The organism is Bradyrhizobium sp. LTSP857 (genome assembly GCF_000938285.1).
Classification (GTDB): domain Bacteria; phylum Pseudomonadota; class Alphaproteobacteria; order Rhizobiales; family Xanthobacteraceae; genus Bradyrhizobium.
The window spans coordinates 556,500-577,041 of sequence record NZ_JYMS01000049.1; the positions used below are offsets into that span (position 1 = coordinate 556,500).

Consider the following 20,542-nt stretch of genomic DNA (forward strand, 5'->3'; position numbering starts at 1 on the left):
GGCAAAGCGCAGCGTGCCCACCATTCTTGGTTCGGTTGCTGATGGATGGTGGGCACGGCGCAAGAGCGCCTTTGCCCACCCTACGACCGGCTACTCCATCACCAACGCCACACGCCCGATCGCCTTGCGGTCGAGCAGCAGCCGCATCGCCTTCGCATAGTCCTCCAGCGGCAGGCGGTGCGAGATGTTGGGGCGCAGCTTCCCCTCCTCCGCCCATTTCAGCAGCGCCTTCAGCCGCACCTCACCAAGCGCGGGATTTTTCCGTACCGCTTCGCCGGCGCGCACGCCGAGCACGCTGGCGCCCTTGATCAGCAGCAGATTGGTCTTCGCCGAACCGATGCCGCCGGTAAAGCCGATCACCAGCAGCCGCGCGCCCCAGGCGATGCAGCGCATCGAGTTCTCAAACACCTCGCCGCCGACGGGATCGAACACCACGTCAGCACCACGGCCATCGGTGATGCGCTTGACGGCATCGCGAAACGGCTCGCGGTCGTAGCGCACGAGATGATCGGCGCCGCGCGCCTTGGCAATCGCGAGCTTCTCGTCGCTGGAGGCCGTCGCAATCACGGTCGCGCCCAGCATCTTGCCGATCTCGACGGCGGCCAAGCCCACGCCGCCGCCGGCGCCGTGCACCAGCAGCACCTCGCCGGGCTCGACCCTGCCGCGATCGATCAACGCATGATAGGCGGTGCCGTGGCCGGCGAGATAGGTTGCGGCCTCCGCATAGTCGAAGGTCGAGGGCAATGGCGTGAGCTGCGACGGCGTCACGACGACTTCATCGGTAAATGCGCCGTGGCGCATTTTCACGATAACCTTGTCGCCGACCGCAACACCCCTCACCTCCGCGCCAACCTCGGTCACATCGCCCGCGGCCTCCATGCCGGGCGTGAACGGCAGCTCCGGCTTGAGCTGATATTCACCCGCCGCCATCAACACGTCAGGAAAGTTCAGCCCGGCGGCACGGATCGCGACGCGCACCTCACCCGGCTTGAGCGGCCGGGAGGGAAACTCCTCCAGCCGCAAGGTCTCGGGCGCGCCGAGAGCACGGCAGACGACAGCCCGCACCATCAGGCGGCACTCGCCTTGCGGCGCAGCAACGCCTCGCGGATCAGCGGCAGGCGGTCGTTGCCAAAGTACATGTCGGTCTTGTCGACGAAGATGGTCGGCGAACCGAAACCGCCGCGCGCCATGACCTGCTCGGTGTTGGCCTTGAGCTGGTCCTTGATGTCCTGCGCCGAAATGCCTGCGAAGAACTTTGGCTCATCGATGCCAACCGTCTTGCAGATCTCGGACAACACCGCGTCCTGCGAGATGTCCTTGTCCTCGCCCCAATAGGTCTCGAACAATGCGGTCGCGAACGGCACCATGTCCTTGCCAAGCCAGATGCAGCCCCGCATCGCCTTGACGCTGTTCACCGGGAACACCGTCGGTGGCATCTTGATCGCGAGGTTCGCCGAGCGCGCCCAATCCTGAAGGTCCTTCTTCATGTAGCGCGCCTTCAGCGGCACCGGTGTCTCACGCTGGGCGTAGACGCTGGGGTTGACCGTGTTGAAGATGCCGCCGACCAGAATCGGCCGCCAACTAATCTCGACGCCGAGCTCCTTGGCGAGCGGCTGGATGTTGTGGAAGGCGAGATAGGTCCAGGGGCTGGAGCAGTCGAAGAAGAATTCGATCATGGCGTTTCCTTATTACGTTTAGCTTCTCTTTCCTCCGTCATTGCGAGCGCAGCGAAGCAATCCAGAATCTTTCCGCGGAGGCAATCTGGATTGCTTCGCTGCGCTCGCAATGACGGGCGTGGCGGCAGCTTACTTCTTTCCCAACAATTCCTTCGCACGCTGGCCGAACATGATCTTGCGTGAATCCTCGTCGAACGGTTCCTTGACGAACTTGCCGATCGCAAGCCCCGCCTGCACCTGCGGCCGTGCGCGCACCTCGGCGTACCAGCGTTTCACGTTCGGATAGTCGTCGAGCGTAAAACCCTGCGCCTTGTGGGTCATGGTCCAGGGGAAGCAGGCGATGTCGGCGATGGAATAGTCGCCCGCGACATAGGCGCCGGTCGCGGCCAACTGCCGGTCCAGCACGCCATAAAGTCGCGCCGCCTCGTCGTGGTAACGCGCAATCGCGTAGGGAATCTTCTCCGCGGCGTAGAGCGCGAAATGGCCGTGCTGGCCGAGCATCGGCCCCAGCCCCGCCATCTGCCACATCACCCATTGGATGGTGGTGGAGCGGCCGCGCAGATCCGCGGCCAAGAAGCGGCCGGTCTTCTCCGCCAGATAGATCAGGATCGCGCCGGTCTCGAACGCAGAGAACGGTTCGCCACCATCGGCGGGTGCGTGATCGATAATCGCTGGAATGCGGTTGTTCGGCGAGATCGCGAGAAACTCGGGGTGAAATTGTTCGCCGGCGCGGATGTTGACGGGGATCACCCTGTAAGGGAGCCCGAGTTCCTCCAGCATGATCGAGATTTTCCAGCCGTTCGGCGTTGGCGCATAATAGAGGTCGATCATGACCTTTCCTTTGGCCTTCCCTGTCGCTATCGCCGGTTAAAATGACGACTTTCGTTGTTCTGTACCTCGACGTTAAGACATGGCAGGAAGGGGCGCAACATAACCCGCCGGAAGGGCCGCCATGCTGTTTCCAACCACGATCGCCGGCTCCTTGCCGAAGCCGGAATGGCTCGCCGAGCCCAACATGCTCTGGGCGCCCTGGAAGTCGCAAGGCGACGAGCTTCTCCGCGCCAAGCGCGATGCGACCATGCTTGCCGTAAAGGTCCAGGAGGATGCCGGCATCGATATCGTCACCGAGGGCGAGCAGGCCCGGCAGCACTTCGTGCACGGTTTTCTGGAGAAGATCGAAGGCATCGACTTCGCCCACAAGGTCGAGATGGGCATCCGCAAGGATCGCTACAAGGCGATGGTGCCGCAGGTGGTCGCGCCGCTCCGGCTCAAAGGCCGCGTCCACGCCGACGAGGCGCGCGTGGCGCGGACGCATACGAAGAAGCAGCTGAAATTCACCCTGCCCGGCCCGATGACCATCATCGACACCATCGCGGATCGCTACTATGGCGACCGCGTCAAGATGGCCTTTGCCTTCGCCGAGCTGCTGAACGAGGAGGCCAAGGCGTTGCAGGCCGACGGTGTCGATCTCGTGCAGTTCGACGAGCCCGCCTTCAACGTCTACATGGACGAGGTCAACGACTGGGGCATCAAGGCGCTGGAGCGCGCCGCGCAGGGCCTCACCTGCGCCACCGCCGTGCACATCTGCTACGGCTACGGCATCAAGGCCAACACCGACTGGAAGGAAACGCTCGGCGCGCAATGGCGGCAGTATGAGCAGATTTTTCCGGCGATCGATGCGAGTCCGATCCAGCAGGTCGCGATCGAATGCCGCAACTCGAAGGTCCCGCTCGACCTGCTCGCGCTGCTGAAAAACAAGATCGTGCAGGCCGGCGTGATCAATGTCGCCAGCGACACGGTCGAGACCGCCGAGGACGTCGTCCAGGTGATCGATGCCGTGTCGAAATTCGTGCCCAAGAGCAACATCATCGCCACCACCAATTGCGGCATGGCGCCGATGCGGCGGGAGATCGCGGAAGCCAAGCTGATGGCGCTTGGCGCCGGCGCTGCGCTGGCGCGTGAGAAGCTGGGCTAATGGCGGCGATCCGTCTGGCACTGATCATCGCTGCACTTCTGGTGGTCGTACAGGCTGCGCGCGCGGAGGACCGCTCCGTGCTGCTGAACTGCAAGGCGATGGTCGAGCATGCGTCGAAGGATACGAATACCGCGAGCGAGGCCGAGCTGACCCGCTGCCGTCAGGTGATCCGCGAATGGGCGCTGCGCGATGCGCGGACGACGGTGGATCAAGACGGTAAGCCGCTCCGCTAGCCGCAAGCCGTCGGATGCAGCACAGGTTGATATCCGGCGATCATCGCGCGCAGCGTGGAAGGCGGCGTCAGCAGCATCGGGCGATCGAGGGCGTGCGCATGCGGCGCGTAGCCCGCGGCTGACCACAACAGCGCCTTGCCCTGTGCGACCAGGAAGCAGTCATTGCCCTGCTGCACCATCGCGCCGTCAGGCAATTCTGCGAGCGGCATCGGCAGCGCATACAGCCGCTTCTTGCCGCGATCAAGGCGCTCGCGATGCAGCACCGCGTCCATCGCCTTCGCGCTGATGTCGCTTCCACCATTCCCCGCTTCCCACGCGGAGCAAAAGCGCTTGGCATCGTCGCGGCGACAGAAGAAGCAGGGCCGGTGGCCCGCGGCGAAGGCCGTAGCTTCGTCGAGGAAAAACAACTCGGTCCAGCTCCGCCGCGCCATCACCGACCGCCGCCAGCCGCGGAATTCACAGAGACAGGTGAGCCAGGCCGGAGAAGACCAGCGCTTCTTCAACAGCGTCTTGGTCGCGGGATCATGGATGATGCCGCGATTGCCGGTGAACATCCCGCGATGTGGCGTCGAGATGATCTCGCCGGTTGGCGTGACGCGGTTTTGCAGCGGCATGGCTGCCTCCACCCGTCATTGCCCGCGGGGCGAAGCAATCCAGAAATGCATCCGCGGAAGCAGTCTGGATTGCTTCGTCGCTTCGCTCCTCGCAATGACGGCGATACTCACGCCGCGCCGTCGCGGAGTGGCGGGTGGTAGGACAGCGCGGTGTCCCAGGGGAAGAAGATCCAGGTGTCCTGCGAGACCTCGGTGATGAAGGTATCAACCAGCGGACGGCCCTTCGGCTTGGCGTAGACGGTGGCGAAATGCGCATCGGGCAGCATCTCGCGCACCAGCTTGCCGGTCTTGCCGGTGTCGACGAGGTCGTCGACGATTAGGAGCCCCTTGCCGGTACCGCCCCCGAGCTTCATCGCCTGATCCGAGATGCCCTTGAGGACCTGGAGATCGCCCTGCTTGGTGTGATCGTAGCTGGCGATACAGACCGTATCGATCACGCGGACCCCAAGCTCGCGCGCCACGATCGCCGCTGGCACCAGCCCGCCGCGGGTGATCGCGATCACCGCGTGGAACGGGCCGACCTCATTGAGCCGCCAGGTCAATGCCCGGCAATCCCGGTGGAACTGGTCCCATGAGACCGGGAAGGCCTTGCCCGCGCGCTCCTGCGCGCTCAGTTCTGGTGTTTCACCAGCCATTATCGTCTCCCGCCATTCGTCTGCCGGCAGCTTCCTGCTACCGGGTGATGTTCAATCCTGCCAGCATTTCCTTCACCGCCGCCATCGCGGCCGCGAGCTTGTCCGCGTCGCGCGAGCGCACCACCAGATTGGTGTTCGGCTTCGAGTCCTCGTCCATGAAGGGATAGCTGCCGATGATGGTGTCGGGGTGGTCGGCGGCAATCGTCCGCAGCGGACTGCCGATGTCGCCCTCCCGCGCATTGGCGCGGACCGATTCGGACAGCATGCGAACGCCGGATTTCAGCTTGGGCGAGACGATGTCCATCATCGCCTGCATGATCGACGGCACGCCCGCCATCACGATGACATTGCCGATCTTGAAGCCGGGGGCCAAAATGGTCGCGCTCTGGATCAGCTCGGCGCCGTCGGGGATGCGGGCCATCCGCAGGCGGGCCTCGTTGAGATCCTGCTCGCTCCAGCGCTCGCGGAAACGGGCAACCACCTCCGGGTGGTGGTCGATGCCGACCCCGAACGCCTTGGCCACGCTGTCAGCGGTAATGTCGTCATGAGTCGGGCCGATGCCGCCGGTGGTGAAGACGTAATTGTAACGATGCCGCAGTTCGTTCAAGGCGGCGATGATGTCGTCCTCGTCGTCGGAGACGACCCGGACTTCCTTCAGGTCGATGCCGATATTGGTCAGGTATTCGGCGATGAAGCCGATATTCTTGTCCTTGGTCCGGCCGGACAGGATTTCATCCCCGATGACCAGAATGCCCGCCGTGACGATCTCGCTCATAACTTACGTCCCTCACCTTTCCCGCCGAATTTGCCGGGGTAACGCGTTGAAGTCACGCGGTTTTGCTGCCGAAATAAGCAGTCCTCAGCCATTTTTTCAGGCAAGCCCTCGGCCCATCCCCGGCAAATATCTCAAGTCCATGCTTATCGCGCTGGCCCGCCCCTTGCTACCACCTAGGAAAGTCATGCACTCTCGCCGCATGGCCAGGGAAACAAGTCGGGATCTATGGCAGTCGCGTTTGATGAAATGAACATTCCGGGTGGGGACCTTCGCCCCGCCTATCAGGAGCTGGCGCGCTGGCTCAAGGAGACGCCTCCCGAGGCGCTCGAATATCGCCGCCAGGAAGCCGAGCTCCTGTTCCGCCGGATCGGCATCACCTTTGCCGTCTATGGCGATTCCGAATCCACCGAGCGCCTGATCCCCTTCGACGTGATCCCGCGGATCATGTCGGGCAAGGAGTGGGCGCTGCTGGAGAAGGGGCTGAAGCAGCGCGTGCGCGCACTCAACATGTTCCTGCGCGACATCTATCACGGCCGAGATATCCTCCGCGCCGAGATCGTACCCGACGACCTGATCTTCCAGAACCCGGTGTTCCGGCCCGAGATGAACGGCCAGCAGGTGCCGCACGACATCTACGTGCACATCGCCGGCATTGATATCATCAGGGTCGATGCCAACGACTTCATCGTGCTGGAGGACAATGCGCGCACGCCGTCGGGCGTGTCCTACATGCTGGAAAACCGCGAGATCATGATGCGGCTGTTTCCGGATCTGTTCGCCCGCCACAGGGTGGCGCCGGTCGAGCGCTATCCGGACGAGCTGCTCTCCGCGCTGCGCTCGGTGGCGCCGCAAGGTGCCTCCGGCGAGCCGACGGTCGCGCTGCTGACCCCCGGCGTCTACAACTCGGCCTATTACGAGCACTCCTTCCTCGCCGACAAGCTTGGCATCGAACTGGTCGAGGGCCGCGACCTCATCGTCAAGAACAACGAAGTGTTCATGCGCACGACGGAAGGGGTGAAGCGGGTCGATGTGATCTACCGCCGCGTCGACGACGATTACCTCGATCCCCTCACCTTCCGGCCCGACTCGGCGCTCGGCGTGCCCGGGCTGATGTCGGCCTATGCGGCCGGCAACATCACGCTGGCCAACGCCGTCGGCACCGGCATCGCCGACGACAAGGCGATCTACTCCTACATGCCGGAGATCGTGAAATTCTACCTCGGCGAGGAGCCGATCCTGAAGAACGTTCAGACCTGGCGCTGCCGCGAGCCGAAGGATCTGGCTTACGTACTGGACAATCTCGGCGACCTCGTCGTGAAGGAAGTGCACGGCTCCGGCGGCTACGGCATGCTGATCGGTCCCGCCGCGACCAAAGCGACGATCGAAGCCTTCCGCGAGAAGCTCAAGCGCGAGCCGGAAGGCTTTATCGCGCAGCCCACGCTGGCACTCTCGACCTGCCCGACCTGCACCGCAAGTGGCCTCGCGCCGCGCCATGTCGACCTGCGGCCCTTCGTGCTCACGGGCAGCAAGAGCACCACGATCGTGCCCGGTGGGCTGACACGTGTTGCTCTCAAGGAAGGCTCCCTGGTGGTGAATTCGAGCCAGGGCGGCGGCACCAAAGACACCTGGATTTTGGACGAGTAGAGAGATGCTGTCGCGTACCGCCGAAAACCTCTACTGGCTCGCCCGCTACGTCGAACGGGCCGAATATCTCGCGCGCACCATCGACGCAACGCTACGCGTCACCGCGCTTCCGGCTGCCTATATCGGCAAGACCAATGAATGGGATTCGGCGCTGCTCACCGCCGGTGTCGCCGCGAGCTTCTATCAGCAATATGAAGAAGCCAACGAGCATAACGTCGTCGACTACCTCTCCTTCTCGGCGAACAATCCGTCCTCGATCAGGAACTGCATCGAGGCGGCGCGGCTGAACTCACGCTCGGTGCGCACCGCGCTGACCAGCGAGATGTGGGACACCATCAACTCGGCCTGGATCGAATTGCAGGAAGTCTGGAACAAGGGCACCTCGACGCGCGAGGATCTCGCAAAGTTCCTGCGCTTCGTGCAGGAGACCTCGCTGCGTTTCGACGGTTCGGCCTACCGGACCATGCTGCGCAACGACGCCTACTGGTTCTCGCGCCTCGGCCTGCATCTGGAGCGTGCCGACAACACCGCGCGCATTCTCGACGTGAAGTACCACGTGCTGCTGCCCGAGGAGGAGCATGTCGGCGGCCCGCTCGACTTCTATCAGTGGAGCTCGATCCTGCGCTCGGTCTCGGCGCTGACGGCCTATCACTGGGTCTACCGCGAGACGCTGAAGCCGTGGCTGGTCGCGGATCTGCTCATTCTCAACGGGACGCTGCCGCGCTCGCTGGCGAGCTGCTACGACAATCTAACGCGCAATCTCGACCAGATCGGCGTCGCCTATGGCCGCCAGGGCCCGGCCCAGCGCCACGCCCGCGGCATCCGCAACCGGCTCGAACACTCGAATATGAACGACATTTTCCAGCATGGCGTCCATGAATTCATTCAGGAATTCATCGCAGACAATTCCAGGCTGGGCGAAATCATCACAAAGCAGTATTTGATCTGATACTGCCGTCATTCCCGGGCGCCCGCAGGGCGAACCCGGAATGACGTCGCCAGAACAACGGTTCACCATGCGCCTGCGAATCCAGCACATCACGACCTATCGCTACGAGCCGCAGGCCACCAGCGTGATCCAGATCCTGCGCATGACGCCGTGCAGCCATGACGGACAATATGTGGCGGAATGGCAGATCGACGTCTCGACCGACACCAAGCTCGACACCCATGAGGACGCCTTCGGCAACGTCACCCACGTGCTGTCCTGTGGACCCGTCGGCGACATCAAGATCACCGCCGAGGGCCTGATCGAGACCCATGACACCGGCGGCGTGCTGCGCGGTGCCGACGAGCGCTTTCCGGCCGGCATGTTCCTGCGCACGACCGAATTGACCGAGGTCAATCCCGCGATGGCGGCGGTCACACGCCAGTTGCGCAGCGAGGCCGAGAGCGACACGCTCGGCTTCCTGCACACGCTGATGACGCAGATCAGCGAGCACATGACCTTCGACGAGGACCCGACCAACAGCGGCACGTCGGCTGCCGAAGCGTTCACGCTCAAGCGCGGCGTCTGCCAGGACTACGCGCATATCTTCATCGCCTGCGCCCGCACCGGCGGCGTGCCGGCGCGCTTCGTCTCCGGCCATTTTTTGCGCTCCGACGGCACGGTGCATCAGGACGCCGGCCATGCCTGGGCGGAGGCTTACGTCGACGGTCTCGGCTGGGTCGGCTTCGATCCCGCCAACAGCATTTGCACCACCGATGCCCACGTCCGCGTCGCGATCGGGCTCGATTATCTCGGCGCAGCCCCCGTGCGCGGCACTCGCTATGGCGGTGGCGCGGAAACGCTGTCGGTCGCGGTCAAGGTCGAGCAGGCCGGCCGTGGCGGCCAATCGCAGTCGCAATCTCAGCGGCAGAGCTAGGCGCACAGCCCCATCTCGCCAAGCGGCGTGGCCGACCGACCGCCTGAGCCGTGCTACATTCGCAGGATCAGATCAGACCCTGCGAGGCACCCCATGGCGACCGTAAAGCTGCTTTCGGACGATGAGCTCTCCAGCGAGGCGCGCGCCGTCTTCGACGACATCCGCAAAACGCGGCAGTCGGATTTCGTCAACAATTTCTGGCGCGCACTGGCGCATGATCCGAAGACGCTGCGGCGGACCTGGGAGAGCATCAAGGAGGTGATGGCGCCAGGCGCGCTCGATCCCAAGATCAAGGAAATGCTCTATGTCGCGGTTTCGGTGGCGCATGGCTGCAATTACTGCATCCATTCGCACACCGCCGCCGCACGGGCCAAGGGCATGACCGAGGCCGAATATGGCGAGATGCTCGCCATCGTCGGCATGGCCGCGGAGACGAACCGGCTGGTCACGGCGCTGGGCGTCCCCGTCGATGCGGCGTTTCTCGTCGATGGCCCTGAATAAGATAGGCTTTTGCTCCTCAGTGCACGGCGCCCGCAGGGAACAGGGGGTTTCATGCGCCCCCGAAATTGGCTACTAGTTTGGCGCCGATAAAAGCGCTCGCGTTCGGGGACTGGAAATGACCTATTGTTGCGGAATCCTGGTTCGGGACGGGCTCGTCATGATCGCCGACACCCGCACCAATGCCGGCCTCGACAACGTCTCGACCTTCCGCAAGCTGCACATCTTCAACAAGCCCGGCGACCGCATCATGGCGATCGCCAGCGCCGGCAACCTCGCCATCAGCCAGTCCGTGCTGTCCACCCTCACCGAGGGTCTGGAAGATCCGACCACTGGCGACATCGAGACGCTGATGAACGCGCCGACCATGTTCCAGGCGGCCCAGCGCATCGGCCGGGCGATCCGGGCGGTGCACGCCACCGAAGGCCCGGCGCTGAAATCCGAGGACGTCTCGTTCGACGTCTCCTTCCTGTTCGGCGGCCAGATCAAGGGCGCCCGCATGCGCCTGTTCATGGTCTACACGGCAGGCAATTTCATCGAGTGCACCACCGACACGCCGTACCTTCAGATCGGCGAGCACAAATACGGCAAGCCGGTGCTCGACCGCGCCATGCATTACGACGTCGAACTCTACGAGGCGCTGAAGACCGGCCTGATCTCGATGGATTCGACCATGCGCTCCAATCTCGGCGTCGGCCTGCCGATCGACGTGCTGGTGGTGCGGGCCGATGCCTGCGATGCCGATCTCAACCATCGCATCGAGGCGGGCGAGCCCTACTTCCACGATTTGCGCTCGCGCTGGTCGGCGGCCTTACGCGCCGCGCATCAGAACATTCCGCGGCCGCCCTACAAGAACGAAAAAGAACCCAAAACCTGACAGCTTAAGAGAAAAGGCAGGAAACGATGAGTGAAGCAAAGAAGATCGCAGTGGTGACGGGCGCCGGCACCGGAGTCGGACGCGCCGCCGCACTGGCGCTGATGAACACCGGCTTCACCGTGGTGCTCGCAGGCCGCCGGCTCGACATGCTCGAGGAGACCGCCAAGCTCGGTCCGGCCGGTAAGAGCCTGTGTGTCACGGCTGACATGACCAAGCCGGACTCGATTGCAGCATTGTTCGCCAAGGTGGCGCAGACCTACGGCCGGCTTGATGTGCTCTTCAACAATGCCGGCATGGGTGCCCCGCCAGTGAACTTCGAGGACCTCAGCCTCGAGCAATGGCAGGCGGTGGTGAACACCAACCTCACCGGCCCGTTCCTGTGCACCCAGCACGCCTTCCGCATCATGAAGGACCAGACCCCGCGCGGCGGCCGCATCATCAACAACGGTTCGATCTCCGCGCATGCGCCGCGGCCGTTCTCGGCCGCCTACACCTCGACCAAGCACGCCATCACGGGCCTGACCAAGGCGAGCAATCTTGACGGCCGCATGTACGACATCGCAGTCGGCCAGGTCGATATCGGAAATGCCGCAACGCCGATGACCGACCGCATGGTCGCGGGCCCCGGTGTGATGCAGCCCGACGGCACCATGAAGCAGGAGCCGCGCATGGACGCCAAGGCGGTCGGCGATGCCGTCGCCTACATGGCCGGCCTGCCGCTCGATGCCAACGTGCTGACCATGACGGTGATGGCGAGCAAGATGCCGTTCGTCGGACGGGGCTGAACTAAAAACTGAAAAACAACCCCATGCACAGTAGGCGTCAAGAGGCGCTTACTGCTGCTCGGCCGCCGGGGTGACGCGAGGTAAGTCCACGAGCTGCTTCAACAATCGTCGTTGCGAGCGCAGCGAAGCAATCCAGGGTCTTTCCGCGGTGGAATTCTGGATTGCTTCGCTGCGCTCGCAATGACGGGAGAGAGAGCGAGCTCCCTACTCCAGGGTTTCCACCTGCCGCAGGCTTGGAAACAGCTTCATCCAGAGCAGCGCCACCGCGACGGTGCAGACGCCGCCGAGCACGGCGGCCGGCATCGCGCCGAACAGCGCGGCGGCCACGCCGCTTTCGAACTGGCCGAGCTGGTTCGAGGCATTGATGAAGAGGAAGTTGACTGCGCCGACGCGGCCGCGCATCTCGTCGGGCGTGGAAAGCTGCACCAGCGAGAAGCGGATCACGACGCTGATCGTATCGGCCGCGCCCAAAATGGCGAGCGACAGCACCGACAGCCACATCCAGGACGACAGCGCGAACACGATTGTGGCGATGCCGAACACGATCACCGCCTGAAACATGCGCATACCGACATGCCGCGTGATGGCGTGACGCGCCAACACCATGGTCATCGCCAGCGCGCCGACAGCAGGCGCTGCACGCAAGATCCCGAGCCCCATCGGGCCGGTCTGGAGGATGTCGCGGGCATAGATCGGCAACAACGCAGTGACGCCGCCGAACAGCACGGCGAACAGGTCGAGCGAAATGGTGCCGAGGATCGCGGGATTGCTCCGGATGAAGCGGACGCCGGCAAAAATATTGTCCGAGCCCGTCCCCTCCTTGGCGACCGCCTGCGGACGCGGCTGGATGAAGCCGGTCAGGATCATGCCAAAGATCCAGAACACCAGCATCACGGCATAGGCAAGATGCGGCGCGATCGCATACGCGAAGCCGCCGAGCGCAGGGCCCGTGATGGTCGCGACCTGCCCCGCACCGCTCGCGACCGCCGTCGCGCGCTGGAGCGATCCCTGCGGCGCGATCAGCGGCAAGAGCGCCGCGGTGGTCGGGCTTTCGAAGGCGCCGGCAATGCCGAGCACGAAGGTCGCGACAAAGATCTGCACTTCGCTGACCGCGCCGAGATAGGTGATGACGGCGAGATAGAGCGCGGTCGCGGCCTCCACGAGCTGGCAGAGCTGAACCACGCGCTTGCGCTCAAAACGGTCGGCGGCGTGGCCGGCGACGAACACCAGGAGTGCTGTGGGCAGGAACTGCACGAGGCCGACCATGCCGAGATCGAAGGCCGAGCCGGTGAGGTCGTAGATCTGCCAGCCGATCGCGACCGCCGCGATCTGGCTGGAAAAGCGCGACAGACTGCGCGAGAGCAGGAAGAACAGGAAGGCACGGTGGGAGAGGAGCGCGCGGGCGCTGACCGGCTGATTCGCTGCTATCGGCTGCTCCGTCATCGCCTCTTCGGTCACGCTTGGACTATCCGCCCCCTTGATGTCGATGCGCCCCGCGTGGCTGACGCAGAGGTGCTTGTCAACAGCGGGACACCTCTCGCAGTCTTCCGGCATTGCGTTTGCATCGCACGCGCGGCCATAATCATTGAGGGTTTGGGGACATCATGCTGCGGCTGCAATCGGCACTCGGCGTTTTCGCATTGCTGCTGATCGCGTGGGCGTTGGCAGAGAATCGCCGCGCGGTCTCGCTGCGCCAGGCGGCGATCGGCCTTGCCATGACCTTCGTCACCGCGATCGTTCTCCTGAAGGTGCCCGTCGTCGCGCACGCCTTCGGCGCCATCAACGACGCAGTCGGTGCGATCTCCGCGGCCTCGCGCGCCGGCTCCTCCTTCGTGTTCGGTTATATCGGCGGCGGTGCCCTGCCCTTCGACCTGAAAGTGCCGGGAGCCGATTTTATCCTGGCGTTCCAGGCGCTGCCGATCGTGCTGGTCATGAGCGTGCTGACGACGCTGCTGTTCTATTGGCGTGTGCTGCCGCCGATCGTGCGTGGCATGGCGTGGCTGCTCGAACGCACGCTTGGCGTCGGCGGCGCGGTCGGGCTCTCGACCGCCGCCAACATCTTCCTCGGCATGGTCGAGGCGCCGCTGTTCGTCCGGCCTTACCTCGCGCAGATGTCCCGAAGCGAATTGTTTCTGGTGATGACCGGCGGCATGGCCGGCATCGCCGGCACCGTGCTGGTGCTCTACGCGACGTTGCTGGCCCCGCTGATTCCCGACGCGGCCGCGCACTTCGTCATCGCGTCGGTGCTGGGTGCGCCGGCGGCGATCCTCGTCAGCCTGATCATGGTACCGGAAACCAGCGATAAGCGAACCGGCGGCGCGCTGGAGGATCCGGAGATGGAGGTCTCCAGCACGATGGATGCGATCGTGAAGGGCACCGGCGCAGGCCTCGAGCTGCTGCTCAACATCGTCGCCATGTTGCTGGTGCTGGTGGCGCTGGTCTATCTCGTCAACGCGATCCTCGGGCTTCTACCTGATATCGGCGGCGCAGCGATCTCGCTGCAACGGCTGCTCGGGCTGGTGATGGCGCCGGTGTGCTGGCTGATGGGATTGCCCTGGGATCAGGCGGTGACGGCCGGCAGCCTGATGGGCACGAAAACCGTGCTCAACGAACTGATCGCCTATGTCGACTTCTCAAAGCTGCCGCCGGGTACGCTCGATCCGCGCTCGCGCCTGATCATGCTCTACGCGATGTGCGGCTTCGCCAATTTCGCCAGCCTCGGCATCATGATCGGCGGCCTCGGCGTGATGGCGCCGGATCGGCGCGACGAGATCAACGCGCTCGGACTGAAGTCAATCGTGTCGGGCACTCTGACGACGTGTTTGATGGGCGCGATCGTGGGGGTCATTACGTGACTCCCGTCGTGATGTCGTAGCCTGGATGGAGCGCAGCGCAATCCAGGAAAGTATCTCCGTCGCAGACAGTCGCCCCGGATTTCGCTTCGCTCCATCCGGGCTACGAGCTGCCATCCCGCTCAGCCGCACAACTTCGTCTTGTCCAACATACGACGGACCTCACCCAGCTTGGCGCGGCACACCTCGGCCGCCATGGCCTTCGCCTCGCTGGACCGTCCTCGCGCGAGCAGCAACTGCGCCAGCAAGGCCTGCGCCACGGATCGCACCGACCCGCCCGCCACATCCGAGGTGGCGAGCGACATCGCGGTTTGCACTTCCGTCTCGGCAGGACCGAGGCTGTTCTGTTCAATGAAGTAGATCGCGCGGAACAGGTGGGCCCGCGGGTCTTTCGGGTAGCGGTTGACGAAATCAGTAGAACGGCTGGCCATCTCGCGCGTGCTCGCCGGCATTTCCGACGCGCGCATATACTGCCCGGCATCAGCGATGTAGGACCGATAATGAGCAGCGGCGAAGCCGGCGCAGATCAGTGATCCGGCGAATCCTCCGAGCAACACCATGCCAGCGCTTCGCGGCAGGCTGTCATAGGACCAGAAGGCGAGCCACGGCGTGATGGCAAGCGCGGCGCCGGCCAGCGCACCGCCTCCATGCGCATAATAGTTGACATTGCCGGAGGCTCCAAAGGCAAGCGGCAGCAGCGCTGGAACACCGAAGAAGAGCGACGTCTTCAGTCTCGATATCGTTTGATCGGCGTCCGCCTCTGGCTCGAAGCTCGCGACGAACAGCGCGGCGATCAGCCCGGTAATGGCGCCGGACGTGCCGACGCCCACCGAGCCGGGGCCATTGCCCAGGAGCGAGCCAGCCTCGCCGGCCAGCGCACTGGCAACGAAGATCAGCGAGAACCAGCCACGACCGATCAGGGGCTCCAGCCTGACGCCGACGATGAACAGCGCAACGCAGTTGCCGATGAGGTGCCCCTGGCTGCCATGCAGAAGCGGCGCAAGGCCAATCCGCCACCACTCGTTTCGTCCGACAACAAGGTCGTAGCCGGACGCACCCTGAGCGATCAGCGAGCGGACATCGAGTGAGCCGTCCCGCGCAATGTCGATGGCCAGACTGCGTTGCAGCGCGAAGATCAGGACCAGACCGAAAATCAGGGCAATGGTGAGGAAAGGGATATCGGCCAGAAGCTTGTTCTCGCCAAAAAGCGTCTCCTCACTGGACAAGGGCCGAGGTGCGATCGGCGCGGCGACGGGTTGAAATGATGCCCTTGGGGTTGGCGCTACGACGCCGCGTCGGCCAAAAGTATTGGTCGCCATGAAAACATGTCCCGCATTCTCACAGCTTCGAGTTGACGCGAGGAATATTTTCGACTGGTTAGCGACCGCCCTGCGGGACGGCTGAAACCATCCGAGTGGTAACTGCCCGGTTTTGCGGATCGGGCGCTTTCTAACGATCGCCTCACCGTCGGGGGCTGAGTTAGCAACGAACTCGTAGCCCGGATGGAGCGCAGCGCAATCCGGGAAAGTGCACCGTCACGCACGGTTTCCCGGATTTCGCTTCGCTCCATCCGGGGCTACAAGGACCCGATTCACATCAGCGGGTGCTCTAAACCAAAGCTGAGGCCGCGGTCCGAAATGCCAGGACCGCGCGATCGATATCCGCGTCGTCGATATGGCGATGGGTCACACAACGCAGGCGATGCCTGCCCCAAGGCCTCGCCCTCAGGCCCGCCTTCTCCAGAGCCCCCGACCACGCGGCGCTGTCGCGCCCGGAGAGAGAGACATCGACCTGCACGATATTCGTCTGCGGAATTGTCGCGCTGACCTTTGGATGCAACGCGTTCAGCGCATCACTCAGGGCTCGCGCACGTCGGTGGTCCTCGCCCAGACGCGCACCCATGACCTGAACCGCTTCCAGGCCGGCTGCGGCCAGGATGCCGATCTGGCGCTGCGTGCCTCCCAGCATGCGGCGGAATCTGCGGCTGCTGTCGATCACGGCGCGCGGCCCCGCAAGCACGGCACCGGCCGGCGCACTCAGGCCCTTCGATAGACACAGGGAGACCGTGTCGCAATGCTTAGCAACCTGATCCGGCGCCACGTCAAGGGCGACCGCGGCGTTGAACAGCCGCGCTCCGTCGAGATGCACCGGGACGCCGCGGGCCGAGGCCATGGCGTGCACCGCCTGCATATGCTCCAGCGGCAGCACGGCGCCGCTCGCATTGTTGTGCGAGGTTTCCATCGCGACAAGGGCGGTCCTGAGCTTAAGCCCCTCGCCCTGTAGCGCGTCCTCCAGCAAATTCAGGTCCATCGCGCCAGCGGTGCCGGCAACGGCGAAGTAAAACTGCCCCGTGAACGTCGCCGCCCCTCGTTCAGAGGTGTACATATGAGCACTGGATTCCAACACGATCTGTTCGCTGCGCTGCGACTGCGCCAGCGTCGCCAACAGATTGGCCATGGTGCAGCTCGGCACAAACAAACCGGCTTCCTTGCCCAACGCCGCAGCCGCAACGACCTCCAACTCCCGCGCCGTGGGGTCACCGTCCAGCCCGTCATCGCCGAGCGGCGCCGATGCCATGCGGGCATACATCGCTTCGGTCGGCTTGGTGACCGTATCGCTGCGCAGGTCGATAGGTGGCAACCCAGCGCCCGCCGGACTCGTGTCGTGTTGTGCCATTGCGAGAACCTCTAGAGCGCTTGATAGAACGCTTGGCGCGTCATTCGTAGACTGCCGGGTCGCCGGAATCGGTCGGGTTGGCCAGCGCCCGCTTGAGGGCGGCGCTCATTGGAAATTTCAGGTTGAGGCCATGCGGTGGGATGGGTGAATTAAAGTATTTGTCGTAGAGCGCCGCAATCTGTCCGTTCTTGATCAGGTCGATCACGGCCTCGTCGACCATCTTCTTGAAAGCAGGATCATCCTTGGGTTGGACGATGCCATAGGGCGCCGCCTCGAGGCTCTTGCTACCGATCTGGAAATCATCCGGCGTCCTGGACGAGGCGACCGTGGCATAGGCGAGACCGTCATCATTGGCGGTGCCGGCCACCCGGCCCGTCGACACCATCAAGAAGGTCTCGGCGGTGTCCTTGGCCGGCACCACCGTGATGCCAAGATTGTTCTTGGCGTTGATCAGCGTAATCACCTTGAAAGTCTGGCCGCCGGCTTGGGCGGCGATGGCCTTGCCGCGAAACGAAGCCGGGTCGTTGACATCGACCCCGCCATCCTTGCGCGCGACGAGGACGACCTGCGCAACGAAGGTGGTGGGAGCAAAGGCGACGAGTTTATGCCGCTCGATATTATTGGTCGTGTTGCCGCATTCGAGATCGATCGTACCGTTGGCGAGCAGCTGAATACGTGTCGCCGAGGTGATGGGATTATAGCGAATCTCGAGCTTGGGAAGCTTGAGCGCCGTCTTGATCGCCTGCACCACCCGTTCACAGATTTCCACGGTGTAGCCGATCGGCTTCTGGTTGCCGTCGAGATAGGCGAAGGGCACCGAGGTCTCGGGATACCCCAATGTGATCGCGCCGCTCTCACGGATCTTGTCCAGCCTGCTCGCACCCTGGGCCATGGCCTCGCTGGAAAGAAGAACGATAGCGACGGTCGCCGCGGCGAGTGCCTTGATCGTTGTCGCTTTCATGTCGTCCCCTTTTTTTCCCGAATGTCCGTGACGCCGCCCACGGTGGGCAGGCAACGACACGGCGGCTCCGTGCGAACGGCTTCATGCTCTGGACTATCGTCCAAAAGCCCGATCTGATGAAATTCCAGTTTCACACTCCCCTATACGGATTTGATATGGCCACCAGACGCATGGGCTTGAAGCATGTGGAGGCTTTTCGGGCCGTCTTCGTGACGGGATCGATGACGCAAGCGGCTCAGCGCATGCATACCTCGCAGCCCCAGATCAGCCGCCTGATCGGACAGTTAGAAGCGATCACGCAATTCCCGCTGTTCGACCGCAGCGGCGGCCGCCTCCGTCCGACCGTGGACGGATCGCGCTTCTTCCAGGAGGTCGATAAGACTTTCATCGGCTTGGCCGGACTGGAGGCCAGCGCAGCCAGCATCCGCTCGTTCGGTATGGGTCGGCTAAGCGTTGCGGCGATGCCGCGCTTGGCCGGCGGCCTGCTGACGCGCATCGCGGCGCGTTTCAAAATGGATTATCCGCATGTGATGATCTCGATCCGGTCCGGCACGGCGAGCGCGGTGCACGACTGGGTCAGCTCCGGGCTTTGCGACACCGGGTTGGCCATGCTCTACGGCGAGGTTGCGGGGGTGCATGTCGAACCGGTGCTCAAGACCCGTTGCGTCGCAATCATGCCGAAGGCGCATCGTCTTGCGCAGAAGAAGACGCTGCGCCCGGCCGATTTCGCGGATGAGGCCTTCATCTCCTTCGCTACGGGCAGTCCGCTCTACGATCGCATCGATACGATCTTCGCGCAGGCGGACGTCACGCGCCGCATTGTTGCCGAGACCGATCTGGGCGCATCGGTCTGTGCCCTGGTCGCGGCGGGTCTCGGCATCAGCATCATCAACCCGATTGCCGCGCATGACGAAAGCTCTGGCGCGGCCCTGATCACGCGCCCCTTCAACCCGGCGGTCCCGGTTACGATCGCACTGCTCTATCCGCCTTATGCCGCGCGCGGCCGGTTGATCGATGCCTTCAGCGAATATGCTCGCAAGATCATGAGCGAGGAATTGGGTTATCTTGAGCGGTAGTCGGCCGTTAGTTGCCGTAGCCCGGATGGAGCGCAGCGCAATCCGGGTCAACCTTCTCCGCGGAGAGACTTTCCCGGATTTCGCTTCGCTCCATCCGGGCTACAAGTGGCCCGTCAATGACGAACGAGAGAGCGTCTACGCCTTCAGCTCCACCGTCTTGAACTCCGCCGGCAAAATCACCTCCAGCAGTTCGACGTCATCGGAATAATCCAAAATCATGTGCTTGATCTTCGGCGGCTGGGTCCAGGCGCTGCCTTCTTTCATCAAGGTCTCGCCCTCTCCGTCCATGTAGGTTTTCACCCAGCCCTTGAGCACGTAGACCATCTGGAAATCGACGGCGTGGAAGTGCAGCTTTGAGACTTCGGCCGGATTGCAGGGACCTTGCAAACGGATCACGTGCGCTTGCGCGAGGCCGTGGCTGGCAGCGGCGATGCCGAGATCGCGGTACTTTGCGTAGGCACGCAGACCGTCGGCCTTGAAGTCTTCCTCGCGATGATGGCTGATCGCGATGCGCTGCTTGGGCCGTGCGGATTTCTTCGGCGCGGTCTTGGCGGGCGCGGAGCGCGCCTTCGACTTCACGGCCTTGCGTGCAGATGATCTCGCTGCGGGCTTGGTGCCGCTCCGCTTCTTCACTGCGGCCTGCGCTGCGTTGCGCGATTTCGTTATCTTGGCCATGGACGGCCTCCCCTATTGTTATGGCGGAGAGGCTAACACGAAATGAGATATCGTAGGGTGGGCAAAGCGAAAGCGTGCCCACCACTGCCAGATGCGATCGCGGAGAGGTGGTGGGCACGGCGCGCAAGTGCGCGCCTTTGCCCACCCTACGAGTCCGCCGCTCGCCTCAATGCAGCCGAAACACACCGTCGACCGCGCGCAATTCCGCCGGCTTGATCAGCTTGGAATGCGCGACGGTCACCGAGTGAAGCGGACCATCGAGCTTCTGCTGCCAGAAGGCCAAGAAATCCTTCAGCGCCGGAAATTTCGGAAACATGTCGTAGTTCTGCCAGACGTAGGTCTGAAGCAACGATGGATGATCCGGCATCCGGTAGAGAATTTGTGCCGTCGTCAGCCCATAACCCAACAGCTGTTTCCGGAAATCGTCGGAAACGGCGCCTGCCCGCAAGCCCATGCCAACCTCCTTTGCAGGAGCGCATATTCAGGGGGTGGCTTCCCGGTACGCTGTTTACGAGCCACCCGGTGGAGATGCGCTCACATGAGAGAAATGTGACGCAAACTGACAATCCATCTCAAGCCCAAAAGTTTAACAAGTTGTTGAAATACAATGCGTTAGCAGCAGAGGCGGCTCCGTGCTAATACGGCCTCAAGGCCGGTTAACGATGGTAAAGAATTCTGGCACACAGCGCTTCTGAGTGCTTATTTTTCTGCTAGAAGCCCTTGCT

22 protein-coding genes are annotated in these 20,542 nt (G+C 63.4%); 10 read left to right on the plus strand and 12 right to left on the minus strand.

The window, feature by feature from the left end; genetic code table 11:
* Nucleotides 1-90: 90 nt before the first annotated feature.
* From UP06_RS36045 to UP06_RS36055, 3 genes are all read right to left on the minus strand, one after another.
* Nucleotides 91-1,068 (minus strand): NADPH:quinone oxidoreductase family protein, encoded by a 978-nt coding sequence (locus tag UP06_RS36045; RefSeq protein ID WP_045008403.1) that lies wholly within the window; start codon nucleotides 1,066-1,068, stop codon nucleotides 91-93.
* A complete protein-coding gene (locus UP06_RS36050; protein ID WP_045008404.1) occupies nucleotides 1,068-1,676 on the minus strand; it encodes a 2-hydroxychromene-2-carboxylate isomerase in 609 nt (202 codons plus the stop codon). The genes UP06_RS36045 and UP06_RS36050 overlap by 1 nt, the downstream gene beginning before the upstream one ends.
* Before the next feature lie 129 nt (nucleotides 1,677-1,805).
* The gene (locus UP06_RS36055) at nucleotides 1,806-2,507 is read right to left on the minus strand and encodes a glutathione S-transferase N-terminal domain-containing protein (protein WP_045008405.1); all 702 of its coding nucleotides are present in this window, start codon (nucleotides 2,505-2,507) and stop codon (nucleotides 1,806-1,808) included.
* A gap of 121 nt (nucleotides 2,508-2,628) precedes the next feature.
* Here UP06_RS36055 and UP06_RS36060 point away from each other — a divergent pair, with 121 nt between their 5' ends.
* Complete coding sequence (locus UP06_RS36060; RefSeq protein WP_045008406.1) at nucleotides 2,629-3,651, plus strand: methionine synthase; 1,023 nt, start codon at nucleotides 2,629-2,631, stop codon at nucleotides 3,649-3,651.
* The gene (locus UP06_RS36065; protein ID WP_045008407.1) at nucleotides 3,651-3,884 is read left to right on the plus strand and encodes a hypothetical protein; all 234 of its coding nucleotides are present in this window, start codon (nucleotides 3,651-3,653) and stop codon (nucleotides 3,882-3,884) included. Before UP06_RS36060 ends, UP06_RS36065 begins: the two co-directional genes overlap by 1 nt.
* On the opposite strand, the gene UP06_RS36070 is transcribed toward UP06_RS36065, so the two are convergent.
* The 3 genes from UP06_RS36070 to UP06_RS36080 form a co-directional block, all read right to left on the minus strand.
* On the minus strand, nucleotides 3,881-4,498 hold the full coding sequence (locus UP06_RS36070; RefSeq protein ID WP_045008408.1) for a hypothetical protein: 618 nt from the start codon (nucleotides 4,496-4,498) through the stop codon (nucleotides 3,881-3,883). The genes UP06_RS36065 and UP06_RS36070 overlap by 4 nt on opposite strands.
* 107 nt (nucleotides 4,499-4,605) lie before the next feature.
* Nucleotides 4,606-5,133 (minus strand): xanthine phosphoribosyltransferase, encoded by a 528-nt coding sequence (gpt, locus tag UP06_RS36075; RefSeq protein WP_045008409.1) that lies wholly within the window; start codon nucleotides 5,131-5,133, stop codon nucleotides 4,606-4,608.
* 37 nt (nucleotides 5,134-5,170) lie between these two features.
* Nucleotides 5,171-5,908 carry a competence/damage-inducible protein A gene (locus UP06_RS36080; protein WP_045008410.1) on the minus strand — a complete coding sequence of 246 codons (738 nt, stop codon included), beginning with the start codon at nucleotides 5,906-5,908 and terminating at the stop codon, nucleotides 5,171-5,173.
* A gap of 225 nt (nucleotides 5,909-6,133) precedes the next feature.
* On the opposite strand from UP06_RS36080, the gene UP06_RS36085 reads away from it, so the two are divergent.
* From UP06_RS36085 to UP06_RS36110, 6 genes are all read left to right on the plus strand, one after another.
* Nucleotides 6,134-7,552, plus strand: coding sequence for a circularly permuted type 2 ATP-grasp protein (locus UP06_RS36085; protein ID WP_045008411.1), 1,419 nt, complete (start codon nucleotides 6,134-6,136; stop codon nucleotides 7,550-7,552).
* A 4-nt stretch (nucleotides 7,553-7,556) separates the two neighbouring features.
* Entirely contained in the window at nucleotides 7,557-8,501 is a 945-nt protein-coding gene (locus UP06_RS36090; RefSeq protein ID WP_045008412.1) for an alpha-E domain-containing protein, read from the plus strand.
* 67 nt (nucleotides 8,502-8,568) lie between these two features.
* Complete coding sequence (locus tag UP06_RS36095) at nucleotides 8,569-9,417, plus strand: transglutaminase family protein (protein ID WP_045008413.1); 849 nt, start codon at nucleotides 8,569-8,571, stop codon at nucleotides 9,415-9,417.
* A 93-nt stretch (nucleotides 9,418-9,510) separates the two neighbouring features.
* Nucleotides 9,511-9,918 carry a carboxymuconolactone decarboxylase family protein gene (locus UP06_RS36100; protein WP_045008414.1) on the plus strand — a complete coding sequence of 136 codons (408 nt, stop codon included), beginning with the start codon at nucleotides 9,511-9,513 and terminating at the stop codon, nucleotides 9,916-9,918.
* Between the two features lie 115 nt (nucleotides 9,919-10,033).
* Complete coding sequence (locus UP06_RS36105) at nucleotides 10,034-10,792, plus strand: proteasome-type protease (protein ID WP_045008415.1); 759 nt, start codon at nucleotides 10,034-10,036, stop codon at nucleotides 10,790-10,792.
* Nucleotides 10,793-10,818: 26 nt separating this feature from the next.
* Entirely contained in the window at nucleotides 10,819-11,577 is a 759-nt protein-coding gene (locus tag UP06_RS36110) for an SDR family oxidoreductase (protein WP_045008416.1), read from the plus strand.
* Between the two features lie 204 nt (nucleotides 11,578-11,781).
* Here UP06_RS36110 and UP06_RS36115 read toward each other — a convergent pair whose 3' ends face one another.
* Nucleotides 11,782-13,020, minus strand: a complete 1,239-nt coding sequence (locus tag UP06_RS36115) for an MFS transporter (protein ID WP_045008820.1) — start codon at nucleotides 13,018-13,020, stop codon at nucleotides 11,782-11,784.
* Nucleotides 13,021-13,181: 161 nt separating this feature from the next.
* On the opposite strand from UP06_RS36115, the gene UP06_RS36120 reads away from it, so the two are divergent.
* A complete protein-coding gene (locus UP06_RS36120; protein WP_045008417.1) occupies nucleotides 13,182-14,432 on the plus strand; it encodes a NupC/NupG family nucleoside CNT transporter in 1,251 nt (416 codons plus the stop codon).
* A 119-nt stretch (nucleotides 14,433-14,551) separates the two neighbouring features.
* Here UP06_RS36120 and UP06_RS36125 read toward each other — a convergent pair whose 3' ends face one another.
* The 3 genes from UP06_RS36125 to UP06_RS36135 form a co-directional block, all read right to left on the minus strand.
* Complete coding sequence (locus UP06_RS36125; RefSeq protein ID WP_082081845.1) at nucleotides 14,552-15,748, minus strand: rhomboid family intramembrane serine protease; 1,197 nt, start codon at nucleotides 15,746-15,748, stop codon at nucleotides 14,552-14,554.
* A gap of 289 nt (nucleotides 15,749-16,037) precedes the next feature.
* A complete protein-coding gene (locus UP06_RS36130; protein ID WP_045008418.1) occupies nucleotides 16,038-17,105 on the minus strand; it encodes a threonine aldolase family protein in 1,068 nt (355 codons plus the stop codon).
* 40 nt (nucleotides 17,106-17,145) lie between these two features.
* The gene (locus UP06_RS36135) at nucleotides 17,146-18,066 is read right to left on the minus strand and encodes an amino acid ABC transporter substrate-binding protein (RefSeq protein ID WP_045008419.1); all 921 of its coding nucleotides are present in this window, start codon (nucleotides 18,064-18,066) and stop codon (nucleotides 17,146-17,148) included.
* Nucleotides 18,067-18,221: 155 nt separating this feature from the next.
* On the opposite strand from UP06_RS36135, the gene UP06_RS36140 reads away from it, so the two are divergent.
* Nucleotides 18,222-19,142 (plus strand): LysR substrate-binding domain-containing protein, encoded by a 921-nt coding sequence (locus UP06_RS36140; RefSeq protein WP_082081846.1) that lies wholly within the window; start codon nucleotides 18,222-18,224, stop codon nucleotides 19,140-19,142.
* 135 nt (nucleotides 19,143-19,277) lie between these two features.
* Here UP06_RS36140 and UP06_RS36145 read toward each other — a convergent pair whose 3' ends face one another.
* Both UP06_RS36145 and UP06_RS36150 read right to left on the minus strand, forming a co-directional pair.
* A complete protein-coding gene (locus UP06_RS36145; protein ID WP_045008420.1) occupies nucleotides 19,278-19,817 on the minus strand; it encodes a cupin domain-containing protein in 540 nt (179 codons plus the stop codon).
* 166 nt (nucleotides 19,818-19,983) lie between these two features.
* Nucleotides 19,984-20,271 (minus strand): usg protein, encoded by a 288-nt coding sequence (locus tag UP06_RS36150; RefSeq protein ID WP_045008421.1) that lies wholly within the window; start codon nucleotides 20,269-20,271, stop codon nucleotides 19,984-19,986.
* Between the last annotated feature and the right edge of the window lie 271 nt (nucleotides 20,272-20,542).